Origin of the sequence: Streptomyces erythrochromogenes (assembly GCF_036170895.1) — a bacterium.
GTDB lineage: Bacteria > Actinomycetota > Actinomycetes > Streptomycetales > Streptomycetaceae > Streptomyces > Streptomyces erythrochromogenes.
The window spans coordinates 4942196-4956851 of record NZ_CP108036.1; the positions used below are offsets into that span (position 1 = coordinate 4942196).

Genomic DNA, 14656 nt, shown 5'->3' on the forward strand with positions numbered 1-14656 from the left:
TCGGCCGTTCGGCGTGAACTCCTGCGGGTAAGGACGCGGCGAGTTCAGGCGGTGGTTACCCGAACATCGTAAAGCGGGAGCAACGCCTCCAGGATGACGAGGGGCCCGCGCCCGCGCCCGTGTCCGAGCCATGGCCCGAATCCCTCGCGCGTCGCCGTGGGCGCCGTCGTAGGGTGGGAACCCCCGGCCCGTACGACGTGTCGGGTCCTTCGCGTTGCCCCTTCACCGGACGGAAAGCCTCCTCATGAGCCTGCACGGACTGCTCGACGCCGTCACCCGGGACGCCGCCCTCACCGAGGCGGTCACCGCGGCCGGTGACGGCAACCGCATGCACGTGGACCTCGTCGGACCGGCTGCCGCGCGCCCCTTCGCGATCGCCGCGCTGGCCCGGCAGACCCAGCGGACCGTGCTGGCGGTCACCGCCACCGGGCGCGAGGCCGAGGACCTGGCCGCCGCGCTGCGCTCCCTGCTGCCGCCCGACGAGGTGGCCGACTACCCGTCCTGGGAGACGCTGCCGCACGAGCGGCTCAGCCCGCGCAGCGACACCATGGGCCGCCGGCTGGCCGTACTGCGCCGACTGGTGCACCCCAGCAAGGACGACCCGGCCGCGGGTCCCGTGAGCGTGATCGTCGCGCCCATCCGGTCCGTGCTCCAGCCACAGGTCAAGGGCCTGGGAGAGCTGGTTCCGGTGAGCCTTCGGCAGGGGGCGACCGCGGATCTGGGCGAGGTCACCGAGGCCCTGGCCGCGGCCGCGTACGCACGCGTCGAGCTCGTCGAGAAGCGCGGCGAGTTCGCCGTGCGCGGCGGCATCCTCGATGTCTTCCCGCCCACCGAGGAACACCCGCTGCGCGTGGAGTTCTGGGGCGACGAGGTCGAGGAGATCCGCTACTTCAAGGTCGCCGACCAGCGTTCCCTGGAGATCGCCGAGCACGGGCTGTGGGCTCCGCCCTGCCGTGAGCTGCTGCTGACGGCCGCGGTACGCGAGCGGGCCCTGGCCCTCGCCGAGGCGCACCCGGAGCTCGGCGAACTGCTGGGCAAGATCGCCGAGGGGATCGCGGTGGAGGGCATGGAGTCCCTCGCCCCGGTCCTCGTCGACGACATGGAGCTGCTGATCGACGTCCTGCCCGCCGGGGCGATGGCCGTGGTCTGCGACCCGGAGCGGGTACGGACCCGGGCCGCCGACCTCGTCGCGACCAGCCAGGAGTTCCTGATGGCCTCCTGGGCGGCCACCGCGGGCGGCGGCGAGGCCCCCATCGACGTCGGCGCGGCCTCGCTGCGCGGTATCGCGGACGTCCGCGACCGGGCCCGCGAGCTGGACATGATGTGGTGGTCGATCTCCCCGTTCGCCGCCGACGAGGACGCGTCCGGCTCGGACACCCTCAAGCTCGGCATGCGCGCCCCGGAGGCCTACCGCGGCGACACCGCCCGCGCGCTGGCCGACACCAAGGGCTGGATCGCCGACGGCTGGCACACCGTCTACCTCACCGAGGGCCACGGCCCGGCCGCCCGCACCGTCGAGGTGCTCGCCGGCGAGGGCATCGCCGCCCGGCTGGAGCCGGAACTGCGCGCCCTGGAGCCGAGCCTGGTCCACGTCGCCTGCGGCTCGATCGACAACGGCTTCGTCGACCCGGTGCTGCGCCTGGCCGTCCTCACCGAGACCGACCTGACCGGCCAGCGCACCGCCACCAAGGACCTCGGCCGGATGCCGACCCGGCGCCGCAAGACCATCGACCCGCTGACCCTGGAGGCCGGCGACTACATCGTCCACGAGCAGCACGGTGTGGGCCGCTACGTCGAGATGGTCCAGCGCACGGTGCAGGGCGCCACCCGCGAGTACCTCCTGGTCGAATACGCGCCGGCCAAGCGCGGGCAGCCCGGCGACCGCCTCTACATCCCCACCGACCAGCTGGAACAGGTCACCAAGTACGTCGGCGGCGAGGCCCCGACCCTGCACCGGCTCGGCGGCGCCGACTGGACCAAGACGAAGGCGCGCGCGAAGAAGGCCGTCAAGGAGATCGCCGCCGACCTCATCAAGCTCTACAGCGCGCGCATGGCGGCCCCCGGCCACACCTTCGGCCCCGACACCCCCTGGCAGCGCGAGCTGGAGGACGCCTTCCCGTACGCGGAGACGCCCGACCAGCTCACCACCATCGCCGAGGTCAAGGAGGACATGGAGAAGTCGGTCCCCATGGACCGGCTGATCTGCGGCGACGTCGGCTACGGCAAGACCGAGATCGCGGTCCGGGCGGCCTTCAAGGCCGTCCAGGACGGCAAGCAGGTCGCCGTCCTCGTACCCACCACCCTCCTCGTGCAGCAGCACTTCGGGACCTTCTCCGAGCGCTACAGCCAGTTCCCGGTCAATGTGAAGGCGCTGTCGCGCTTCCAGAGCGAGACCGAGTCGAAGGCCACGCTGGAGGGGCTGGGGGAGGGCTCGGTGGACGTGGTCATCGGTACCCACCGGCTGTTCTCGCAGGAGACGAGGTTCAAGGACCTGGGCCTGGTCATCGTCGACGAGGAGCAGCGCTTCGGCGTCGAGCACAAGGAGCAGCTGAAGAAGCTCCGCGCCAACGTCGACGTGCTGACGATGTCCGCGACGCCGATCCCGCGCACTTTGGAGATGGCGGTGACCGGCATCCGCGAGATGTCGACGATCACCACACCGCCGGAGGAGCGCCACCCGGTGCTCACCTTCGTCGGCCCGTACGAGGAGAAGCAGATCGGCGCGGCCATCCGCCGTGAACTCCTGCGCGAGGGCCAGTGCTTCTACATCCACAACCGGGTCGAGTCCATCGACCGGGCGGCGGCCAAGCTGCGCGAGATCGTGCCCGAGGCGCGGATCGCGACGGCGCACGGCCAGATGTCGGAGCAGGCGCTGGAGCAGGTCGTCGTCGACTTCTGGGAGAAGAAGTTCGACGTGCTCGTCTCGACGACGATCGTCGAGTCCGGCATCGACATCTCCAACGCCAACACCCTCATCGTGGAGCGCGGCGACAACTTCGGCCTCTCGCAGCTGCACCAGCTGCGCGGCCGTGTCGGACGCGGCCGCGAGCGCGGGTACGCGTACTTCCTGTACCCGCCGGAGAAGCCGCTGACGGAGACCGCGCACGAGCGGCTCGCGACGATCGCCCAGCACACCGAGATGGGCGCCGGCATGTACGTGGCGATGAAGGACCTGGAGATCCGCGGTGCGGGCAACCTGCTCGGCGGAGAGCAGTCCGGTCACATCGCGGGCGTCGGCTTCGACCTCTACATCCGCATGGTCGGCGAGGCCGTGGCCGACTACCGGGCCGCGGTCGAGGGCGGGGTGGAGGAGGAGCCGCCGCTGGAGGTCAAGATCGAGCTGCCGGTCGACGCGCACGTCCCGCACGACTACGCGCCCGGCGAGCGGCTGCGCCTGCAGGCGTACCGGTCCATCGCCTCCGCCACCTCCGAGGCGGACATCAAGGCCGTGCGCGAGGAACTCACCGACCGCTACGGCAAGCTCCCGGAGCCGGTGGAGAACCTGCTGCTGGTGGCCGGACTGCGGATGCTGGCGCGGGCCTGCGGGGTCGGCGACATCACCCTCCAGGGCAACAACATCCGCTTCGGGCCCGTCGAGTTGCGCGAGTCGCAGGAGCTGCGGCTGAGGCGCCTCTACCCGGGGTCGGTGCTCAAGCCCGCCACCTCGCAGGTGCTGATCCCCCGCCCCAAGGCGGGCAAGATCGGCGGCAAGCCGGTGGTCGGCCGGGAACTGCTGGCCTGGACCGGCGAGTTCCTCACCACCATCCTCGGCTCGTAGGCACCGGCGGCCGCGGCCGGGGAGCGAGGGCTCCCCGGCCGCGGCCCCCACCACGGCGGGTGCCGTGCTGCGACCCTGCAACGGTTGCGCGCATCCCCTCACTGATGGCCGGGAACGCTGTATACCCTCAGACCGAAACCTCTTCCGCACGGCCCGTCAGGAGCAGCGATGCACGGCCCCGGCCTTCCGCCGCAGCACGCCCCCCAGTCCACCTCGGGCGGCGTGGTGACACTGCGCGTGGTGTTCATGCTGCTGCCCATCCTGAGCTGCGGCTTCCTGGCCTGGGGTTCGATGCTGCGGCTCGCGCTGGTCACCCGCAAGTCCCGGGACTGGGCGCTGCTGGTGCTCAGCGGTGTGCTCGCCGTGGTCTGGATGACGTTCATCCAGATCGACCCCACCCCGGACGTCAACGGCTGGCAGGGCAACCTCGGCGCCGGCGGCTCGATCCTCACGGGCTTCGCGGTCTGCGTGTACTTCCTCGTCGCCGACATCAAGCACCACGAGGCCCTGCGGTCCGCGGCGCCCGCGCCCTGGTACCCGGGGCAGGCCGCGCCGTACAACCACCCGCAGCAGACCTCGCCCTCCTACGGCTACCCGCACGCCCAGGCCCCCACCGTGGTCTCGGGCCAGACGCCGGCCGTCCCGCAGGTGCCGCCGCAGCCGACCCCGCCCCCACGCATCGGGCAGGTCCGCGCCGAACTCGACGAGCTCAGTGAGCTGCTGCGCAAGCAGACCCCGCCGCCCGGCGGCCACCACCAGGACCCGAACCAGACCGCCTTCCGGGACCCGCAGCAGTGACCGACCGCCTCATCGGAGACCGCTACCAGTTGGCGAGCATCCTGGGACAGGGCGGCATGGGCCAGGTCTGGACGGCCTACGACCGGCGCCTGGACCGGCGGGTCGCCGTCAAGCTGCTGCGCCCCGACAAGGTCGCCGGCCCCGGCACGGTCGCCGAGGAGCTGCGCCGCCGCTTCGTGCGCGAGTGCCGGGTCACGGCGCAGGTGGACCACCCCGGTCTGGTCACCGTCCACGACGCGGGCAGCGACGGCGACGAGCTGTTCCTCGTCATGGGCTACGTGGAGGGTTCCGACCTCGCCGACCACCTCGCCGCCCACGGCCCCTACCCGTGGCAGTGGGCGGTCGCGGTCGTCGCACAGCTGTGCTCGGTCCTGTCGGCCGTGCACGCGGTGCCGATCGTCCACCGCGACCTGAAGCCCCGCAACGTGATGGTCCGCCCGGACGGCACCGTCCTGGTCCTCGACCTCGGCGTGGCCTCGGTCATGGACACCGACACCACCCGCCTCACCAGCACCGGCACGCCCATCGGCAGCCCCGCGTACATGGCGCCCGAGCAGGCGATGAGCGGCGCGGTGGGCCCGTACACCGACCTGTACGCGCTCGGCGTGCTCCTCTACGAACTCCTCAGCGGCAACGTCCCCTTCGCCGGGTCCACCGCCCTGGGCGTGCTCCACCGCCACCTGTACGAGCCCCCGGTCCCGGTGCGCCCGCAGCGCCCGGAGGTCCCGCAGGAGCTGGAGGCGCTCCTGATGCGCCTGCTCGCCAAGGACCCGCAGGACCGGCCGTCCTCGGCGCAGGAGGTCTACGAGGCGCTCGCCCCGCTGCTGCCGGCCCGCGACGGCCGCGGCGCGTCCGGCCCGCTCGATCCGACCCGGCCCTTCGTACGGCCCCAGGCACCCTGGCCGGACCGGGCCGCGGTGATCCCGCCGCGGCCGACCGCCCCGCCGGCGTCCACGCCGACGGGCACCCCCGTGCCGCCCACGTCCGCGCCGACGCCGACGCGGACCCCCGCGCCGGTTCCGGTGCCGCAGAAGCCCGACATCCCGGGCGCGGTGGACCAGGCCCGCACGCTCCTGGACCAGGGCCGGCTCACGCAGGCCGTGGACATCCTCGGCGGCATCCTCCCGGCGGCGGCCGCCGAGCACGGCGAGCACTCACCGGTGGTCCGCTCCCTGCGCAAGCAGTACGCGGCCACCTTGATGGACGACGGGCAGTACCGCCGCGCCCTGCCCGAACTGCGGCGTCTCGCCGAGGAGTTCCCGGCGGGCGACCCCCAGGCGCTGCGGTTCCGCTACGACGCGGCGCAGTGCCTGGAGCAGCTCGGCGAGCCGGCCGCCGCCCTGGCGGAGTACCGCTCGCTGCTCCCGTACTTCGAGAACCGCTACGCCAACCCGGACCAGGCCCTGCCGCTGGAGATCCGCCGCCGGATCGCGCACCTGCTGCTCTCCCTCGGCGACCGTCCGGCGGCCCACGAGACCCTGGCCCGGCTGCTGTTCGACGCGGAACGCCTGCACGGCCCGGCCCATCCCTTCCCGTCGGAGATACGCCGCACCCTGCAGTGGCTCAGCCAGGTCCGCTGACGTCCGGCCCGTCGCAGTGCGGCCCCGTCACGGCTGCCGGCGGCCGCCGCCGCGGGTGCGCAGGGCGGTGACCGCGAGGAGTGCCAGGGCCACCGCCGCGACCGACAGTCCGGGGAGCAGTCCGGGCGGGCGGAAGGAGCAGGCTACCCGCGTGGTGCCGGGGTCGAGGGGGACCGCGACCAGTCCCAGGTGGGTCGATGCGGGGCGGTCGTTGCAGGTCCAGCCGGCGATCGCGGGGACGGAGAGGACCGCCGTGCCCGTGCTGCCCGCGGGCAGGTCGGCCCGGACGCCGGAGGAGCCGACCCGGACCGAGGTCGCGGCCGTGGCGCGCAGGGCGGCCACCGCCGCGTCCAGTCGGGGGCGGTCCAGGCAGGACAGGGTCCAGCGCGGCGGCGGGGCCGCCTCGAAGACCAGCGCCGAGGAGGCGCCGCGGGAGACGCCCATCGGCTGGAGGGCGGCCCGGTTGCGGGGGGCGTTGCCGTTCAGCCGGAAGGCCGGGCCGTCGGCGAGGCGGGCCGTCGCGTTGTACTCCGGCGCCCACAGGTGGGCCTCGGTGCCCGCGCGGCAGACCCCGGGCGCGAGCGGGTCCTCGTACACGCGGGCACCCAGCAGCAGTTCCTGGTTGGCGAAGGGCGAGTCGCCGTAGGAGAGGGCCGCGCCGGTCGGGCGGGTCGTCACCAGCGGGGGCACCTCGGCGCGCAGCACCGAGCCGTCCGGCTGGAGGCGGGCGCCGACCGCGAAGACGGCGTCGGTGACCGGGTTGTCGATGCTCTGGACGTTGCGGCCGCGTGAGGTCCAGCCGGCGCCGAGCGCGACCATCGTCCGCGTGAACACCTCGGGGGTGTGGCTGCTGTAGTAGGAGCCGCCCTCCCCGCCCAGCAGCAGCGGGTCGTTGCCGGACAGGGCGGGCCGGCTGGGGTCGGTGCGGTACGCCGGCCAGCCCTCGGCGGCCGCCAGGGCCCGGGCGCGCGCGGTGTGGCCCTGCCCCCAGGACGGGTAGTCGTCGAGGCCGCCCAGTTTGCCCTTGTGGCCGAAGGCGGTGGTCGCCGCGGCCTGCGCGAGCAGGACCAGGGCCAGCACGGCGGCTGCCGGGAGCGCCAGGCGGCGGTGGCGCAGCGCCCACCAGGCCGCGCCCGCCAGCGCCAGGCCGGCCGCGAACAGCGCGTACCCCCAGGTCGTGGTCAGGGTGCTGGTGCGCGCCCACAGCGCGGCGGCCGCCAGCAGGCCCGTCCCCGCGGCCAGCGCGGGCAGCCGCGGCAGGCCGCGCTCCAGCGCGGTCCAGGCGGCGATGACGGCGATCCCGGCCAGGACGAAGGTCTGCCGGTACGGGCTGCCGTTCGGGGTGGCGAACAGGTGCCAGGCCAGATGGGTCGGCGCCCACTGCAGGGAGAGCGCGACGGCCGCCGTCAGTCCCGTCCACCACAGCCGGTCGCGCAGCGGCAGTGACCGGTGGAAGGGGAGCGCGGCGACCAGCAGCAGGATGCCGGTGGCGACGAAGACGGCGGGGGAGGAGAAGGAGTACGTCCCGGGCAGCAGCCGCGCGAAGAGGTCCGCCCAGGACACCGGCCGGAACTCCTTGACCCATCCCGGGTAGGCCTGCCCCGAGCTGAGGAACAGCGGCAGCAGGACCGGCGCCGCCACAGCGATGCCCGCCGCGGTGGTTCCTGCCGCCCGCGCGATCACCGCGATCCGGGTCCGCACGCCCTCCCGGGTCAGCACCACCCGTACCAGCAGCACCAGCGCGGCGCCGAGCGTCGCCATGTAGGCGGTGTAGAAGTTCGCCGTCCAGCAGACGGCCACGACCGGCGGCGCGAGCAGCACCCGCCGCCCGCGCAGGGCCCATTCACCGGTCAGGCACAGCAGGGGGAACGCGATCAGCCCGTCCAGCCACATCGGGTTGTAGGAGGCCTCGATCACCGACCAGCCGCACAGCGCGTACGAGGCCCCGAGCAGTCCGGCCGCCCACCACGGCCCACGGTGCAGGGTGCGCAGCAGCCAGGCCATGGCAGCCGCCGCGGCCGCCGTCTTGAGGACGGTGACGACGTACACGGCCAGGTCGATGTCGGCGCGCGGGAAGACGGCGACGAGGACGGAGAGCGGGCTGGTCAGATAGGTGCCGAGGTCGGGCAGGAAGCTCGTGCCGTATCCGGACTGCCAGTTGAACAGCAGTCCGCCCTGCGCGCGGCCGTGCAGGAGGTCCCACAGGTGCGCGTGGAACGGTACGAACTGATTGCCGAGGTCGTTGACGCTGCGGTGGCGCGATCCGTACGGGAAGACGCGGGCGGCGGCGTCTCCGGCACACACGGCCACCGCCGTGAGCAGGGCGGCGAGCGCCGAACCGGACAGACTGGCGCGGCGCGGCGAGCGGTGCGGTGTCGACATGGTGGGCCGACCCTGGCAGCACGGAGGGAAGCGGGGATGGCCGCGGAGTGGCTGCGACACGAACAGACACGTACCCCGGACACCCCGCGAATCGTTGGTCGAACCGGTGGCCCGGGCCACCCTTACTGCATAACATCGATCACCGCACGGCCCTTGTGCATTGACGCACAATCTCCCGGCCCTGGAGGCTCCTTTGCACCGTCGCACTGCGCTCTCCGTCTCCGCCGCCCTGCTCGTGGCGGCGCCCCTGCTGTCCGCCTGCTCGGGCGAGACCCGGCCCGGCACCGCGGCCGTCGTCGGCGGTGAACGGATCACCACCTCCGCGCTCCAGGCCCAGGTGAACGACGTCCGCACCGCACAGAACCGGTCCGAGCAGGCCGCCACGCTCATCGCCAACACCCCGCAGCTGGAGCGGATCAAGCTCGGCAAGATGATCCAGCTGCGGGTGCTGGAGCGGGCGGCCGAGGACGCGGGCATCTCGGTCACGACCAAGGAGATCGAGGACGCCCGCAAGGCGCAGGAGGGCGACAAGGGCGCGGCGGCACTGGAGCAGCTGGCCCTCCAGGCCCGGGTCCCGCTGGCGCCCGGGCAGATCGACGAGGACCTGCGCTTCCGGCTGCTGCTCGACAAGCTGAGCGAGCGCTTCGGCGAGGAGAGGATCATCGAGCCGCTCACCAAGGCGTCGGAGGCCCTCCACATCGAGGTGAACCCGCGCTACGGGGCCTGGGACGCCAAGCAGGTGGGCCTCGGCCCGGCGGACACCGCATGGATCACCCAGCGGACCCGGCCCGAGCAGGAACCCGCCGGAGCCTGACGTCCGCCGGCGGAGGTAGGTTCGGAGGGTGACCGACCACTCCCAGTCCACCGCCGCCGCCGCCGAGCCCACCGGCCGTATCGTCCTCCTGACCACCAGCCACCGGGTCGCCCCCGGGGTGCTGTCCTGGCCGGCGTGGCAGACCCTGCACGCCGCGGACCGGGTGCTGTGCGCCGACCCCGGCCACCCGCAGCTGCCGTACCTGCGGGAGGCGGGCGTCGAGGTCGAGCACACGGCTGCGGACGCGCACGAGCTGGTGGCTGCCTGCGCGGGCGGCCGCACGGTCGTGGTGCTCCCCGGCGGCGAGGGCGACCAGCGGCTCACCGACGGGCTGGCCCGGCTGGCCGGCTCCGGCCGGGTCTCGATGCCCGACCTGGAGCTGCTGCCCGGCTCCTACGACCTGCCGGGGGCGCGCCTGCTGGACCTGGTCCAGGTGATGGACCGGGTCCGCCGCGAATGCCCGTGGACCTCCCGGCAGACCCACCGGGGCCTGGCCAAGTACGCGATCGAGGAGGCGTACGAGCTCGTCGAGGCGATCGAGGACGGGGACCGGGAGGAGTTGCGCGAGGAGCTCGGCGACGTCCTGCTCCAGGTGGTCTTCCACGCCCGGATCGCCGAGGAGGGGGTCCCGGCGGGCGAGGACGGCGAGGACGGCGAGGACGACGGGGAGGCCCTGGGGGCCTTCTCCATCGACGACGTGGCCGGGGCCCTCGTGCAGAAGCTGATCCACCGGCACCCGCACGTCTTCGGCGACGAGCAGGCGGAGACCCCGGAGGACGTCCACGCCCACTGGCAGCGCACCAAGGCGGTCGAGAAGCGGCGGGAGTCGGTCACCGACGGGGTCCCGGTGGGCCAGCCGGGCCTGGCGCTCGCGGCCAAACTCGCGGGACGGGCCCGTGCGGGCGGCGTGGCCGTGGAGCTGCCCCGCGGCGAGGGCATCGGGTACGAACTGCTGGAACTGGCGGCGCGCGCCGAGGCGGAGGGCGTCGACCCCGAGACCGCGCTGCGCGCGGCGGCCCGCGTCTACCGGGACGCGATCCGGGCGGCCGAGGGCGTCGGAGCCCCCGCGCGGTAGTTCCTCCCGTCCGTTCAGTACTCCCTGGGGACGCGGGCCGAGGGGTCGTGCCAGTGCGGTGCCGGGCGGTTCAGGAACCATTCGCCGAAGCCCAGCGGGCGGCCCCCCGGCCCGTTGCCGGTGCCCCCGGCGGGTACGGAGTCGTGGAAGAGACGGCCGGGGCGGGCGCCGAGCCCCTCCAGGAGCCGGGCGGTCTCGTCGATGAACTGAGGCGGCCCGCTGAGGTAGACGTCCTGGTCGGGCCAGAGCCCCCGGTTGCACAGCGCCGTCGCGAGCCGGTCGGTGGCCTCGTTGCGGTGCCGGCCGGGCGCGGGAGTGATGTAGGTGACGTCGAGCCAGCCGCACGAGGTGCCGTACGCGTCGATGAGCGGCCGGTCGTAGAGGTGCGCGCCGTCGCGGGCCACCACGAAGAGCCGTACGTCCTGATCGGGCGGCCGGTCCGCGAGCTCCTCCAGCATGGCCCGGATCGGGGCCCAGCCGGTGCCGGCGGCGATCAGGCTGACCGGGCGGTCCGAGCGCCGGAAGGTCAGCGCCCCGCCCGCGGCGCCGAGCTTCAGGACGTCGCCGGGCCGCGTCTCGTGGACCAGGGCGGTGCTGAGCCGCCCGCCGTCGATCCGGCTGACGTGCAGGTCGACGGTGCCGTCCGGGCGGGGGGCGTTGCCGAGGGAGTAGGTGCGCCAGGTCCTGGGGACGCGCTCGCTGCTCACGCTCGTGTACTGGCCGGGGAGATAGGGGAAGGGGGCGTGCGGCCGCAGGGTCAGCACGCCGATGTCCCGCCCGTACTGGAGGTGGCGCACGACCTCCGCGTCCCACCAGGGGGGGGCCTCGCTCGCGTCGGCGCCGGCGAGCATGGCGTCGGCGATCCGCTGGTAGGCCTCGGTCCACGCCTTCTCCACCTGCGGGGTCCAGGCGTCGCCGGAGGTCTCGGCGAGCGCGGCGAGCAGGCTGGAGCCCACGACCGCGTAGTGCTCGGGGCGGACCAGGAACTTGCGGTGGTCGCGTCCCAGGTCGCGCAGGTAGGGGCCGAGGGTCTCGTCGTCGAGGCGGGAGACGACGTGGGTGAGTGCGGCGAAGAGCCGGTCCCGCTGGCGTTCCATGTCCTCGGAGGAGACCGGGAAGAGGTCGCGGACTCCGGGGTTGTGCCAGAAGAGGTGCGAATAGAAGAACTTGACCGCGTGCTCGGCCCGTCTCTCCACCACCGCGAAACTGCTTTTCAAGATCCTCACATCCACCAACCGAAAGTAGGAGTGCCGGACGGGGCGAGGTCAAGCGTTGTCCGATCTGCGGACAGCCGCGACGAAGCAGTCATATGGGATGACGAATCGGCGGGTCGCGGCCCGCGCCGGTCCGCCGGGACGCGGCGGCTACTGTCGGGGACATGCACGATCAGTCGTCCCCTCCCTCCGTCGGCGCGGCGCCCGAACTCTTCACGTGGGAGTTCGCGACCGACCCCTACCCGGCCTACGCGTGGCTGCGCGAGAACGCGCCGGTACACCGCACCAAGCTCCCCAGCGGGGTCGACGCCTGGTTGGTCACCCGGTACGCGGACGCCCGCCAGGCCCTCGCCGACCAGCGGCTCAGCAAGAATCCGGCGCACCACGCGGAGCCCGCGCACGCCAAGGGCAAGACCGGGATCCCGGGGGAGCGCAAGGCGGAGCTGATGACGCATCTGCTGAACATCGACCCGCCGGACCACACCCGGCTGCGGCGCCTGGTGTCGAAGGCGTTCACCCCGCGCAGGGTCGCCGAGTTCACCCCGCGGGTGCAGGCGCTCACCGACCACCTCATCGACGGGTTCGCGGCGAGGGGGGAGGCGGACCTCATCCACGAGTTCGCCTTCCCGCTCCCGATCTACGCCATCTGCGAGATGCTCGGGGTACCGCGCGAGGACCAGGACGACTTCCGCGACTGGGCCGGGATGATGATCCGCCACGGCGGCGGCCCGCGCGGCGGCGTCGCCCGGTCGGTGAAGCAGATGCGGACCTATCTCGGCGAACTCATCCACCGCAAAAGGGATGATCTGGGCGACGACCTGATCTCCGACCTGATCCGGGCGAGCGACCACGGCGACCACCTGACGGAGGGCGAGGCCACCGCGATGGCCTTCATCCTGCTCTTCGCCGGCTTCGAGACGACCGTGAACCTCATCGGCAACGGCGTCCACTCCCTCTTCATGAACCCCGTCCAGCGCGAGCGGCTGCAGAGCTCCCTGGCCGCCGGGGAGAGCGGGCTGCTGGCCACCGGTGTCGAGGAACTCCTGCGCTACGACGGCCCCGTGGAGCTGGCGACGTGGCGGTTCGCGACCCAGCCGCTGACCCTCGGCGGCGAGCGCATCGAGACCGGCGATCCGGTCCTGGTCGTCCTCGCGGCCGCCGACCGGGACCCCGAGCGGTTCGCCGATCCGGACACCCTCGACCTCTCCAGGACCGACAACCAGCACCTCGGGTACGGGCACGGCATCCACTACTGCCTGGGCGCGCCGCTCGCCCGGCTCGAAGGGCAGACCGCTCTCGCGACCCTGCTGACGCGCCTGCCCGATCTGGAACTGGCCGTTCCACCCCAAGACCTGCGCTGGCGTGGGGGGTTGATCATGCGAGGGCTACGCACTCTTCCCGTTCGCTTCACGGCTCAAAACACTTGTGCGACATCTGATTAAAAGTCAGATTCAGCTTGAACTTGTGACAATCGTTCGAAGGCCGCTAGGTTCTGCCGTTACCCCGCTGTTATGCGAAAGGTGATCCCTCATGCTCTCCGGGAACGGCCGTCACAGACGCCCCCGCCAGGTCCCCGCGCTGGTTGTCACAGCCGGAGTCACTGGCTCTGCGCTGGCCATGCCGCTGCTGGCAGCCACCAGCGCGACCGCTGCCGACACCACCACCTGGGACAAGGTGGCCGAGTGCGAGAGCGGCGGCTCGTGGAGCGCCAACTTCGGCAGTGGCGCTTACGGCGGTCTCCAGTTCACCCAGGAGCAGTGGCAGAACGCCGGCGGTCTGGACTTCGCCGAGCGCGCCGACCTCGCGAGCCGCTCGCAGCAGATAGCCGTGGCCGAGCGTGTGCTGGCTTCCCAGGGCCCGCAGGCCTGGCCGCTGTGCGCGGCCTCGGCCGGACTGGACCAGCAGGGTCCGGCCGCCGTCGTCGACCCCGGTCTGCCGGGCAGCCCCGGTGCGGTGGGCCCCGCGCCGTCCCGCCCCGACGACACGGTGCCCTCCACCACGGGCGGCAAGCCGGCCACGGACTTCGGGCTCCCGACCGCGGAGACCCCGAGCCCTTCGGGCAGCCCCTTCCTGATTCCCGACGCTCCGTCCGTCGGACTGCCCGTCATGCCCGCGCCCGACGTCCCGACGACGCCGCCGGCCGACCCGGGCACCCCGGTCGCCCCGACCGACCCGACGACCCCGCCGGTGACCCCCGCCGACCCGACGGCCCCGACCCTCCCGGCGGACCCGACGGCGCCCACGACCCCGCCGGTCACCCCCAGTCCGTCCCCGGCCGACCCGACCGCCCCCGTGGCACCGACGACCCCGGCGACCCCGGACGCCACTCCCGCCGAGGGCAACGGCAAGCACCGCGGTGCCCCCTCCCCCGAGGAGGGCGCCCCGTCCGATGCCGCGTCGGACCCCGTCTACACGGTGCAGGCGGGCGACAGCCTGGCGACCATCGCGGATGCCAAGGGCCTGAAGGGCGGCTGGAGCGGGCTCTACGCGGCCAACGAGCAGGTCATCGGCGGAGACGCCAACCTGATCAAGCCCGGGCAGAACCTGGATCTAACCACCTAATAAGGACAGTTGGTTCGACCGGAAAGACCTGATTGTCTGTTTTCTGTAAGTGAGACATGTGTCTCTTCCGGTCAACTGGCGTGTCCCGCCCCGGGGGTTCCGCAAACCCCGTTCTCACCTGCGCAAACACCCCCATGGGGAGCGCAAGTAGGGGCCGTTTCTCCCCGATGTTCCTGGTTGAGCATCGGGGAGGGACATGTCTACCTTCTGATTCGCCCGCCACCGCGGGCTCCTTCGACCGCATCGCCGAATCCTGCCGGCGGACGGGGGGAACAGTCGTCGCGTCAAGCGCCGAAGGCAGGAGCGGGGGAACCAAGGTAGGTGCCGCGAGCGGCCGTTGAGAGACGGTCACGCAACCGGCTTGGGGTTAAGCGGGGCGCAAGGTCGCACCGCCGGGCACTCACAGGCCCGAACCCGACAGCTCACCTCGTAGGCGTCGGTGAGGAGAAACCT

At 72.9% G+C, this 14656-nt stretch carries 9 protein-coding genes and 1 riboswitch; of the genes, 7 read left to right on the forward strand and 2 right to left on the reverse strand.

Features of this window, described 5'->3' with window-relative positions; translation table 11 throughout:
• Positions 1-244: 244 nt before the first annotated feature.
• From mfd to OHA91_RS22580, 3 genes are all read left to right on the forward strand, one after another.
• Positions 245-3778, forward strand: coding sequence for a transcription-repair coupling factor (gene mfd, locus OHA91_RS22570; RefSeq protein WP_031150809.1), 3534 nt, complete (start codon positions 245-247; stop codon positions 3776-3778).
• 168 nt (positions 3779-3946) lie between these two features.
• The gene (locus tag OHA91_RS22575; RefSeq protein WP_031150810.1) at positions 3947-4576 is read left to right on the forward strand and encodes a hypothetical protein; all 630 of its coding nucleotides are present in this window, start codon (positions 3947-3949) and stop codon (positions 4574-4576) included.
• Entirely contained in the window at positions 4573-6156 is a 1584-nt protein-coding gene (locus tag OHA91_RS22580; RefSeq protein ID WP_031150812.1) for a serine/threonine-protein kinase, read from the forward strand. The genes OHA91_RS22575 and OHA91_RS22580 overlap by 4 nt, the downstream gene beginning before the upstream one ends.
• A 27-nt stretch (positions 6157-6183) precedes the next feature.
• Here the strand turns inward: OHA91_RS22580 and OHA91_RS22585 are convergent, their stop codons facing one another.
• Positions 6184-8538, reverse strand: a complete 2355-nt coding sequence (locus OHA91_RS22585; RefSeq protein ID WP_328739853.1) for a YfhO family protein — start codon at positions 8536-8538, stop codon at positions 6184-6186.
• 193 nt (positions 8539-8731) lie between these two features.
• Between OHA91_RS22585 and OHA91_RS22590 the strand changes: the two genes are divergently transcribed.
• Both OHA91_RS22590 and OHA91_RS22595 read left to right on the forward strand, forming a co-directional pair.
• Positions 8732-9352, forward strand: coding sequence for a SurA N-terminal domain-containing protein (locus OHA91_RS22590; protein ID WP_031150816.1), 621 nt, complete (start codon positions 8732-8734; stop codon positions 9350-9352).
• Positions 9353-9380: 28 nt separating this feature from the next.
• Positions 9381-10427, forward strand: a complete 1047-nt coding sequence (locus tag OHA91_RS22595) for a nucleoside triphosphate pyrophosphohydrolase (protein WP_328739854.1) — start codon at positions 9381-9383, stop codon at positions 10425-10427.
• Between the two features lie 14 nt (positions 10428-10441).
• Here the strand turns inward: OHA91_RS22595 and OHA91_RS22600 are convergent, their stop codons facing one another.
• Positions 10442-11626 carry a globin domain-containing protein gene (locus tag OHA91_RS22600; protein WP_328739855.1) on the reverse strand — a complete coding sequence of 395 codons (1185 nt, stop codon included), beginning with the start codon at positions 11624-11626 and terminating at the stop codon, positions 10442-10444.
• A gap of 179 nt (positions 11627-11805) precedes the next feature.
• On the opposite strand from OHA91_RS22600, the gene OHA91_RS22605 reads away from it, so the two are divergent.
• Both OHA91_RS22605 and OHA91_RS22610 read left to right on the forward strand, forming a co-directional pair.
• Positions 11806-13083 carry a cytochrome P450 family protein gene (locus OHA91_RS22605; RefSeq protein WP_266500703.1) on the forward strand — a complete coding sequence of 426 codons (1278 nt, stop codon included), beginning with the start codon at positions 11806-11808 and terminating at the stop codon, positions 13081-13083.
• A gap of 175 nt (positions 13084-13258) precedes the next feature.
• The gene (locus OHA91_RS22610) at positions 13259-14203 is read left to right on the forward strand and encodes a transglycosylase family protein (protein WP_308289027.1); all 945 of its coding nucleotides are present in this window, start codon (positions 13259-13261) and stop codon (positions 14201-14203) included.
• A 279-nt stretch (positions 14204-14482) separates the two neighbouring features.
• Positions 14483-14654: riboswitch (cyclic di-AMP (ydaO/yuaA leader) on the forward strand.
• The last annotated feature ends 2 nt before the right edge of the window (positions 14655-14656 follow it).

What these genes read in the sequence shown, in the direction of transcription:
- OHA91_RS22610 (WP_308289027.1), top strand. Translation starts at nt 13,259, where the DNA reads ATGCCGCTGCTGGCAGCCACCAGCGCGACCGCTGCCGACACCACCACC.
- mfd (WP_031150809.1), top strand. Translation starts at nt 245, where the DNA reads ATGAGCCTGCACGGACTGCTCGACGCCGTCACCCGGGACGCCGCCCTC.
- OHA91_RS22585 (WP_328739853.1), bottom strand. Translation starts at nt 8,538, where the DNA reads ATGTCGACACCGCACCGCTCGCCGCGCCGCGCCAGTCTGTCCGGTTCG.
- OHA91_RS22605 (WP_266500703.1), top strand. Translation starts at nt 11,806, where the DNA reads ATGCACGATCAGTCGTCCCCTCCCTCCGTCGGCGCGGCGCCCGAACTC.
- OHA91_RS22575 (WP_031150810.1), top strand. Translation starts at nt 3,947, where the DNA reads ATGCACGGCCCCGGCCTTCCGCCGCAGCACGCCCCCCAGTCCACCTCG.